Raw genomic sequence first — 8,999 nt, forward strand, 5'->3', positions numbered from 1 at the left:
GCCGCTCAACCGACATTGCCGCCGCGCTCGACCTGGGGCCGGGGCGCCCGCATGCGGCGTATCTGTGAGGCCCGGCTCGCGGCGTAAAGACCCAGCTTCCAACGGCTTTCGGTGTTGCTCGGGAACTTCGCGTCCACCAGCTTGCTGACTTTACGTCCCAGGATCACCGCGTCGACGCCCATGACGACCATCAGCAGCAGCATCGCGGGGGAGGCGTAGAACTGCAGCTGCGGGACGCCGATCGAGGCGACCAGCAAAAACACCGTCGCCGGCATGAACAGGCCGAGCAGGTTGCGCCGGGAGTCCACCACGTCGCGCACGTAGCGCTTGACGGGCCCCTGGTCGCGCGGCAACAGGTAGGCCTCTTCACCGGCCATCATGCGTTCGCGGCGATCCGTCATACGGGCGCGGCTGGCGGTCCTCTCCGCCCGGCGCTCCTCGCGGCTGAGCTTCGGGCCGGCCAGCGACTTGCGGCGGGCCCGCGCCTCGGCCGAGGTCATGGGTGCCGGCGCGATCGGGCCCTTCCTCGAGTTGCGCCGGGCCTCGCTGCGCTTGGGCGTGGGCCGACCCTTGGGCCCGGTCCGGCGCGACGCGGTGTCCGCGGAACCGGCGGCATCGGTTCCCGCCGTCACCGCGGCGGCCCCTTCGAGGTCGTCTTCCCGGCCCTTCTTGCGGCCCATCAACTTCACAACGGCCAGGTTACTTGCCTGGGGGAGCAGCCGGTAACGGCCCCGGAATGCGTCGTTGTCGGCCATGCTCCAGCGCGACGCTTGCACCTACGCTTGACTGTGATGAATGGCTACCTGTGATGGGCGACGGCACGATGGCCGCGGATAATGGCCTCGCACCTGGCCGTCTCCGGCTGCCTGCCATGCAGGTTTTGGTCGCGCCGGATTGCTATGGGGGTAGCTTGTCGGCCGTCCAGGCGGCCGCCGCCATCGCGACCGGCTGGACCCGGTCGCGTCCCGGCGATCGGTTCATCGTCGCCCCGCAGTCGGACGGCGGTCCGGGGTTCGTCGAGGTGCTGGCCAGCCGGCTGGGGCAGAAACGGCGCGTGACGGTGTGCGGCCCGCTGGGCGCCGCCGTGAGCGCCGAGTGGGTGTTCGACCGCCGCTCCGCCACCGCCTATTTGGAGTGCGCGCAGGCCTGCGGGCTCGCCCTGCTCGGCGGTCCTCCCACCGCGGAGACGGCGCTGACGGCCGACAGCAGTGGCGTCGGACAGCTCATCGCCGAGGCGCTGAGTGTCGGTGCGAGCCGGATCGTCGTCGGGTTGGGCGGCAGCGCGTGCACGGATGGCGGGAAGGGGATGATCACCCAGCTCGGCGGGCTGCAGGATGCGCGCCGGGCGATGACCAACGTGGACCTGATCGCCGCCACGGACACCGAATATCCGATGCTGGGCCCTTGGGGCGCGGCCAGGGTGTTCGGGCCGCAGAAGGGTGCGGACACCACCACCGTCGCCGCGCTCGAGGTCCGGCTCGAGGCGTGGGCGCTCGAACTGGAGGCGGCGGCCGGGCGGGACGTGAGCTCGGAACCCGGGGCGGGCGCCGCCGGGGGGCTGGGCGCCGGCCTGCTCGCGCTGGGCGGCCGGTGTGAGTTGGGCGCGGAAATCATCGCCGAACACACCCACTTGGCCGACGATCTCGAGACCGCGGACATGATCGTCACGGGTGAGGGCCGGTTCGACGAGCAGTCCCTGCACGGGAAGGTGGTCGGCTGCCTCGCGGAATCGGCGCGTCCGCTGGGTATTCCGGTGATCGTGCTGGCCGGCCAGGTCGGCCTGGAAAACTCCGCGGTTCGCTCGTCGGGCATCATGTCCGCCCTGTCCATCGCGGATTACGCCGGTTCGGTGCGGTTGGCGCAGGCCGACGCGGCCAATCAGCTCATGGGTTTGGCCTCTGAGGTGGCGGCGCGACTCGGGAATAGCGGTCCCGCAATGTACCGTTGAGGCAGTGGGCTTTCACCGTGCGGGCCGTGCCCGACCATGAGCGCGGGTCGTGCCCGACAACTGAGCTATGTAGGAGAAGCAATGACGGTGCAAAACGAGTCGAGCGCCAAGACGCATGGCGTGATCCTCACCGAAGCCGCCGCTGCCAAGGCGAAGTCCCTGCTGGACCAGGAGGGCCGTGACGACCTGGCGCTACGCATCGCGGTCCAGCCCGGCGGGTGCGCCGGCCTGCGGTACAACCTGTTCTTCGACGACCGGTCCCTGGACGGCGACCTGACCGCGGAGTTCGGTGGCGTGACGCTGACCGTGGACCGGATGAGCGCGCCCTACGTCGAGGGCGCGTCCATCGACTTCGTCGACACCATCGAGAAGCAGGGCTTCACGATCGACAACCCCAACGCCACCGGTTCCTGCGCCTGCGGTGACTCGTTCAACTGACCGGTCGGGCGCCTAGCCCCGATCGCGGCGACCCGCTTCGCCCGGCTTCGCCGCCCTCGCGATCGCCGCTAGTCCCGATCGCGGCGACCCGCTTCGCCCGGTTTCGCCGCCCTCGCGATCGCCGCTAGTCCCGATCGCGGCGACCCGCTTCGCCCGGTTTCGCCGCCCTCGCGATCGCCGCTAGTACCGATCGCGGCGACCCGCTTCGCCCGGCTTCGCCGCCCTCGCGATCGCCGCTAGTCCCGATCGCGGCGACCCGCTTCGCCCGGCTTCGCCGCCCTCGCGATCGCCGCTAGTCCCGATCGCGGCGACCCGCTTCGCCCGGTTTCGCCGCCCTCGCGATCGCCGCTAGTCCCGATCGCGGCGACCCGCTTCGCCCGGTTTCGCCGCCCTCGCGATCGCCGCTAGTACGAGCCCGCGGTGCGGAGCACGTACGAGCACACCATGATCTGGCCGCGCTGGAATAGCAGCTGAGCGATGCCCTGCATGTCGTCGCGCGCGGGGCCGCCGGTCGCGGGGGATACCCGCATGGTGAACAGCGCCTGAGCCTGGTATTGCGACAGGTAGACGATTTTGTCGATCGATATCAGCTGGATGTCGGAGAACTGCTTGCGAAGGGCGTCGCTGCTCATTCTGGCCAGCGCCTGGTCGCTCCGCTTGTCGCGGACGCCGTCGTACATGCCGCACAGCGCGTTGCGCATGATCACGTCGAGGTCGCGATGCTCGAGGGCGTCGAGGTAGCCCTGGATCGCGGTCTTGGCCGCGCCCTCGGAGAACGAGGTGCCGGTGTTGGCCCCGTTGGTGCGGACCCCGTAGGCGATCGCCAGCGTCAGGATGGCCGCCAGCGCGGCGGCCATCAGCGCGCCGATGAGCAGCCGCCGCCTGGGCTTTCCCGTCGGGTAGGGCATCGGGGGCGCTTGACCGGCATAATCGGGCGCAGCGGCGGGCTCGTGGGGAAATTCGAGCGGCTGGGACCCGGCGTGGGGCGTTGGTCCGGCTGCGCCGGCGGTGTGGTCCGGCGGGTGCGGACCTGCCATGTGGTTTCTCCTACCGTGGTGGGCGCGACCATTGGGCGGGCCGGGGCCCGGAGGCCCGAGACCGGGGTCCCGGCGGCGCGTTGCTTGAGTCGTTCGTAAGGCAGGCTAGCGCACGGCTTTGCGCCGACCCGGGACGCGACGGCGCCGGATACCCCCGAGTAAGCTAGATAACCTTACTAACGACGGATGGAGACTTCGTGACGATCGCGGTGACTGGTTCGATTGCGACCGACCATTTGATGCGGTTCCCCAGCCGCTTCTCCGAGCAGCTGCTGCCGGAGCATCTGCAGAAGGTGTCCCTCAGCTTCCTGGTCGACGACCTGGTCATTCACCGCGGCGGCGTCGCGGGCAACATCGCCTTCGCCATCGGTGTGCTCGGCGGCGACGTCGCGCTGGTCGGCGCGGCGGGCGACGACTTCGACAACTACCGCGAATGGTTGGTGGCCCACAACGTCAACTGCGACAACGTCCTGATCTCCGAGACGGCGCACACGGCCCGCTTCACCTGCACCACCGACGTCGACATGGCCCAGATCGCCTCGTTCTACCCCGGCGCCATGTCGGAGGCCCGCAACATCAAGCTTGCCGACGTGGTCGCCGACATCGGCACGCCGGAGCTGGTGATCATCGGCGCCAACGACCCGGAGGCCATGCAGGTGCACACCGACGAGTGCCGCAGGCTCGGGCTGCCCTTCGCCGCCGACCCGTCCCAGCAGCTGGCCCGGCTCTCCGGCGACGAGATCCGCCGGCTCACCGACGGCGCCAAGTACCTGTTCACCAACGACTACGAGTGGGACCTGATGCTGTCCAAGACCGGCTGGACGGAGGCCGACGTGATGGCCCAGGTCGACCTGCGGGTGACCACGCTGGGCCCCAAGGGCGTGGACCTGGTCGAGCCCGACGGCACCACTACGCACGTCGACGTGGTGCCCGAGACCAGCCAGGTCGACCCCACCGGCGTCGGCGACGCGTTCCGCGCCGGCTTCCTCACCGGCCGCAGCGCGGGCCTGAGCCTCGAGCGTTCGGCGCAGCTGGGCTCGCTGGTGGCCGTGCTGGTGCTGGAGTCGGTCGGCACCCAGGAGTGGGCCTGGGACCACGAGGTGGCCAAATCCCGGCTGGCCGGCGCCTACGGCGAGGACGCGGCCGCCGAGATCGCCGCAGTGCTCGCCTAGCTTCCGCGAGCAGACGCAAAAGCCCCCATTTCAGAGCGAAATTGGGGCCTTTTGCGTCTGCTCGCGAGCCCGGGTCAGAGCTGGACCGGGTAGACGGGCTCGCTGATCTGCGGCACCACGCTGTGCTCGACGAAGATCGCGTGCCACAGCATGAAGATGAGCACCGTCCACAGCCGGCGGCTGTGATCGCTTGCGCCGCTTCGGTGCTCGTCGAGCATCCGGCGCACCGCGGCCGGGTCGACCAGGTGCCCGGCCTGCGACGAGTCCACCAGCTCATAGGCCCACTCCAGCAGCTCGCCGGCGCGCAGCCAATGCCGGATCGGCACCGGGAAGCCGAGCTTGGGCCGGTGCAGCACGTGCGCGGGAACGATCGGCTCCAGCGCGCGCCGCAGCGCGTACTTGGTGGTGGTGCGGGTGATCTTGGCCTCGACGGGCAGCCGGGAGGCGACGGCGAACACCTCGGGATCCAGGAACGGGACCCGCAGCTCCAGCGAGTTGGCCATCGTCATCTTGTCGGCCTTGACCAGGATGTCGCCGCGCAGCCAGGTGAACAGGTCGACGTGCTGCATGCGGGCCACCGGGTCCCAGCCGGACGATTCGGCGTAGACCGCTGCGGTCACGTCGGTGTGGGTCCACTCGTCGCGGAACCCCGGCAGCACGTCGCGCAACTGGGCGTCGGAGAAGCTGCGGGCGTTGCCGTAATAGCGCTCCTCGAGCGTCAGCGAGCCGCGGTGCAGCAGGCTCTTGCCGCGCATGCCCTCCGGCAGGGGCTTGGACACCTTGCCCATCGACCGCCGTACGGGCCGGGGCAGATAGTCAAAAGGCTTGAGCGACAACGGCTCCCGGTAGATGGTGTAGCCGCCGAACAGCTCGTCGGCCCCCTCGCCGGACAGCACCACCTTGACGTGCTTGCGGGCCTCGCGGGCGACGAAGAACAGCGGCACCAGCGCCGGGTCGGCGACCGGTTCGTCGAGATACCAGACGATCTCGGGCAGGGCGGCCACGAACTCGTCCGGGCTGACGACTTTGGCGATGTGGCGGGCGCCGATCGCCTCGGCCGAGGCCACGGCGACGTCGATCTCGGAGAACCCCTCGCGCTCGAAGCCGGTGGTGAACGTGATCAGCCGCGGGTTGTGCCGGATGGCCAGCGCCGCGATGGCGGTCGAGTCGATGCCGCCGGACAGGAACGCCCCGACGGTGACGTCGGCACGCATGTGCTTGGCCACCGAGTCCTCGAGCACCGCGGTGATCTCGTCGTAGCGGGCCTGTTCGGTGTCGCGGGTGATCGGGGTGGCGGCGAAGCGCGGCACGAAGTAGCGGGTGACCTCCGGCGTCATTCCCGGCCGGATGCGGGCGTAGCAACCCGATTCCAGCCGCCGCACCCCGCGGTGCAGCGTCTCGGGCTCCGGCACGTACTGCAGGACCGTGTAGTGCTGCACCGCCCGGTCGTCGATGCCGGTGTCGAACCCGACCAACTCGGCCACGTCCATCAGGCATTTCTTCTCGCTTGCCACCGCGGTGCCGCCGGTGCCGGTGGCCATGAACAGCGGCTTGATGCCGAACGGGTCACGGGCGCAGAACAATTCGCGGGTCACGGTGTCCCACAACGCGAACGCGAACATGCCCCGCAGCCGGGTCAACACGTCGGTGCCCCAGTGGTGGTATCCCGCGACGATGGCCTCGCCGTCGCCGTCGGTGGCGAACGCGGCGCCGTGCGCGGTGGCCAGTTCGTCGCGCAGCTCGAGGTAGTTATAGATCTCGCCGTTGAAGACCAGAACGTAGCGGTCGGGCGCCTCCGGCGGTCCCCAGCGCAGGGGCTGATGCGAATGCGCGATGTCGATGATGGACAGCCGGTTGAAGCCGAACACCACCAGGCCGTCGGCGCCGGGGTCGGCCCAGGTGCCCGGCTCGTCGGGCCCGCGGTGGCGCATCAGGTGCGACGCGCGGGAGATGGCGCCGTCGGCCCTGGCCGGATCACCCCCGGCGGAGGCCGCGAGGAACGCCAGCAGACCACACACGGCGCCCCAGTATGCCGCACTTGGCCGCCGGTTGTGCTGCCGCACACCGGGATGGGTCGGGGTTTCGTCGCCGACGCAAGCGGCGTGGTCTACGCTGCGTAGTATTCGGTATCCGAGCAGGAGGCGCCAACGTGACACCTCGCGAGCAGGTCGCTTCGCAACGTCTGTCGCAGGCCAGGGTCCAGCGCCGGTCCGGGGGCGCCCACCTGGGCCTTTCCCGCCGTTTGCGGCCCCTGGCGCTGGCGGCGACGCTGGGTGTGCTGGCGGTCACCCTGAGCGGATGCAGCTGGTCGGAGGCGATCGGGATGGGCTGGCCGGAGGGCATCACCCCGCAGGCGCACCTCAACCGGGAGCTGTGGGTCGGGGCGGTGATCGCCTCCCTGGTCGTCGGGGTCATCGTGTGGGGGCTGATGTTCTGGTCGTCCGCGTTCCACCGGAAGAAGGCCACCGACACCGAGCTGCCGCGGCAGTTCGGCTACAACATGCCCCTCGAGCTCGTGTTGACCGTGACGCCCTTCCTCATCATCTCGGTGCTGTTCTATTTCACCGTGGTGGTGCAGGAGAAGATGACGCATCTGGCCAAGGACCCCGAGGTCGTCATCGACGTCACGGCCTTCCAGTGGAACTGGAAGTTCGGGTATCAGCGCGTCAACTTCTCCGACGGCACGCTGACCTACGACGGCGCCGATCCCGCGCGCAAGGCGGCGATGGTCTCCAAGCCCGAAGGTAAGGACGCTCACGGCGAGGAGCGCGTCGGGGCGGTGCGCGGGCTCAATCCCCAGGACCGGACCTACCTGAACTACGACAAGGTCGAGACCCTGGGAACTCCCACCCAGATTCCGGTGCTGGTGCTGCCGGCCGGCAAGCGCGTCGAGTTCCAGTTGGCCTCCGCGGACGTCATACACACCTTCTGGGTGCCGGAATTCCTTTTCAAGCGCGACGTGCTGCCCAACCCGCAGGCGAACAACTCCGTCAACGTGTTCCAGGTCGACGAGATCACCAAGACCGGCGCGTTCGTCGGGCACTGCGCCGAGTTTTGCGGGACGTATCACTCGATGATGAACTTCGAGGTTCGGGTGGTGCCGCCCAACGACTTCAAGGCCTACCTTCAGCAGCGGATCGCCGGGAAGAACAACGCCGAGGCGCTGCAGGCGATCGCGCAGTCGCCCGTCGCGGTGTCCACCCACCCGTTCGACACCCGTCGCGGTGAAATGACCACAAGCCAGTAGGTGAGGACGCTCAATGCATATCGAAGCGAGGCTGTTCGAATTCATCGCCGTTTTCTTCCTCCTGATTGCGGTGCTGTACGGGGTGCTGACCGCGCTGTACGCCAACGGCGGTGAGGAGTGGGCGGGTACCACCGCGCTGGCGCTGACCGGTGGCCTGGCGCTGATCACGGCGACGTTCTTCCGGTTCGTCGCGCGCCGGCTGGACACCCGGCCCGAGGACTACGAGGGTGCCGAGATCAGCGACGGCGCAGGGGAATTGGGCTTTTATGCGCCGCACAGCTGGTGGCCGATTCTGATCGCCTTGGCGGCCGCGGTGGCGGCCACCGGCATCGCGCTGTGGCTGCCGTGGCTGATCGTGGCCGGGGTCGCGTTCGTCCTCGCCACGGCGGCCGGATTGGTCTTCGAGTACTACATGGGTCCCGAGAAGCACTGATTTGCGACTCGAAGGTCACAATCAGGGCATCAGTTGATCCGTGGCCCCTTTGCCGCGACATCCCGCTTCGTTCGGTTCGGTAGGGTTTGCGCAGGCATATGAGAAACTCCCAAGCGCGCGCGCAACGAGGCACCCGCGGAGCCCCGCGCGCTGGTGATGCAGTTGAACAGGGCAGGCAACTATGAGCGGGCCGAATCCGCCGGGACGGGAACCTGACGAACCGGACTCCGGCGACGAATTGGGACACGAGGCCGTCGATTCCCACGACGAGCCGGAACCCGTCGATGACGACGCCCACCTCGCCCCGGCGGATCAGACCGGCCAGACGGACGCCTACTCCCGGGCCTACTCGGCGCCGGAATCCGAGCACTTCCTCAGCGGCCCCTACCTGCCGGCCGATCTGCGGCTGTACGACTACGACACCTACGACGAGTCCGCCGACGCGGACGACGAGCACCGCGCCCCGCGCTGGCCGTGGGTGGTGGGCATCGCAGCGATCGTGGCCGCGATCGCGCTGGTGGTCTCGGTCTCGCTGCTCGTCACCCGCACAGACACCAGCAAGCTGGCCAACCCCGCCACCACGACCACCCCGTCGGTGCCGCCGCCGCAGGACGAGATAACGACCACCAAACCGCCGCCGCCGCCTCCGCCCATGGTGCCGGTCAGAATGACGGTGCCGCGCAACCACACCCGATCCACCGCGGCGCTCGGCCGGGCCTTGGAC

8 protein-coding genes and 1 pseudogene are annotated in these 8,999 nt (G+C 69.2%); 6 read left to right on the forward strand and 3 right to left on the reverse strand.

Annotation, left to right across the window (positions count from 1 at the left end):
* Positions 1 to 5: 5 nt before the first annotated feature.
* The gene (locus A5705_RS21635) at positions 6 to 689 is read right to left on the reverse strand and encodes a DUF3043 domain-containing protein (protein ID WP_068279952.1); all 684 of its coding nucleotides are present in this window, start codon (positions 687 to 689) and stop codon (positions 6 to 8) included.
* Between the two features lie 182 nt (positions 690 to 871).
* Here A5705_RS21635 and A5705_RS21640 point away from each other — a divergent pair, with 182 nt between their 5' ends.
* Together A5705_RS21640 and A5705_RS21645 are read left to right on the forward strand one after the other, a co-directional pair.
* Positions 872 to 1,948 (forward strand): glycerate kinase, encoded by a 1,077-nt coding sequence (locus A5705_RS21640; protein WP_067871609.1) that lies wholly within the window; start codon positions 872 to 874, stop codon positions 1,946 to 1,948.
* Between the two features lie 81 nt (positions 1,949 to 2,029).
* Positions 2,030 to 2,386, forward strand: a complete 357-nt coding sequence (locus A5705_RS21645; RefSeq protein WP_067871612.1) for an iron-sulfur cluster assembly accessory protein — start codon at positions 2,030 to 2,032, stop codon at positions 2,384 to 2,386.
* Between the two features lie 404 nt (positions 2,387 to 2,790).
* Here the strand turns inward: A5705_RS21645 and A5705_RS21650 are convergent, their stop codons facing one another.
* Positions 2,791 to 3,423 carry a hypothetical protein gene (locus tag A5705_RS21650; protein WP_067871615.1) on the reverse strand — a complete coding sequence of 211 codons (633 nt, stop codon included), beginning with the start codon at positions 3,421 to 3,423 and terminating at the stop codon, positions 2,791 to 2,793.
* A 197-nt stretch (positions 3,424 to 3,620) separates the two neighbouring features.
* On the opposite strand from A5705_RS21650, the gene A5705_RS21655 reads away from it, so the two are divergent.
* Positions 3,621 to 4,595, forward strand: a complete 975-nt coding sequence (locus tag A5705_RS21655; protein WP_067871619.1) for a carbohydrate kinase family protein — start codon at positions 3,621 to 3,623, stop codon at positions 4,593 to 4,595.
* Positions 4,596 to 4,669: 74 nt separating this feature from the next.
* On the opposite strand, the gene asnB is transcribed toward A5705_RS21655, so the two are convergent.
* Positions 4,670 to 6,613, reverse strand: a complete 1,944-nt coding sequence (gene asnB, locus A5705_RS21660) for an asparagine synthase (glutamine-hydrolyzing) (protein WP_067871623.1) — start codon at positions 6,611 to 6,613, stop codon at positions 4,670 to 4,672.
* A gap of 131 nt (positions 6,614 to 6,744) precedes the next feature.
* Here asnB and A5705_RS21665 point away from each other — a divergent pair, with 131 nt between their 5' ends.
* The 3 genes and pseudogenes from A5705_RS21665 to A5705_RS28735 all read left to right on the forward strand — a co-directional run.
* Entirely contained in the window at positions 6,745 to 7,842 is a 1,098-nt protein-coding gene (locus A5705_RS21665) for a cytochrome c oxidase subunit II (RefSeq protein ID WP_082956620.1), read from the forward strand.
* A 13-nt stretch (positions 7,843 to 7,855) separates the two neighbouring features.
* A complete protein-coding gene (locus A5705_RS21670; RefSeq protein WP_067871626.1) occupies positions 7,856 to 8,275 on the forward strand; it encodes a cytochrome c oxidase subunit 4 in 420 nt (139 codons plus the stop codon).
* Between the two features lie 181 nt (positions 8,276 to 8,456).
* Positions 8,457 to 8,999 (forward strand): annotated as a pseudogene (locus tag A5705_RS28735) (hypothetical protein); the annotation flags it as partial.

Source organism: Mycobacterium sp. E787 (assembly GCF_001668725.1).
Classification (GTDB): Bacteria; Actinomycetota; Actinomycetes; order Mycobacteriales; family Mycobacteriaceae; genus Mycobacterium.

Excerpts from the sequence above, each read along its gene's own strand:
- A5705_RS21640 (WP_067871609.1), top strand. The coding sequence starts at position 872 with ATGCAGGTTTTGGTCGCGCCGGATTGCTATGGGGGTAGCTTGTCGGCC.
- A5705_RS21645 (WP_067871612.1), top strand. The coding sequence starts at position 2,030 with ATGACGGTGCAAAACGAGTCGAGCGCCAAGACGCATGGCGTGATCCTC.
- A5705_RS21650 (WP_067871615.1), bottom strand. The coding sequence starts at position 3,423 with ATGGCAGGTCCGCACCCGCCGGACCACACCGCCGGCGCAGCCGGACCA.
- A5705_RS21670 (WP_067871626.1), top strand. The coding sequence starts at position 7,856 with ATGCATATCGAAGCGAGGCTGTTCGAATTCATCGCCGTTTTCTTCCTC.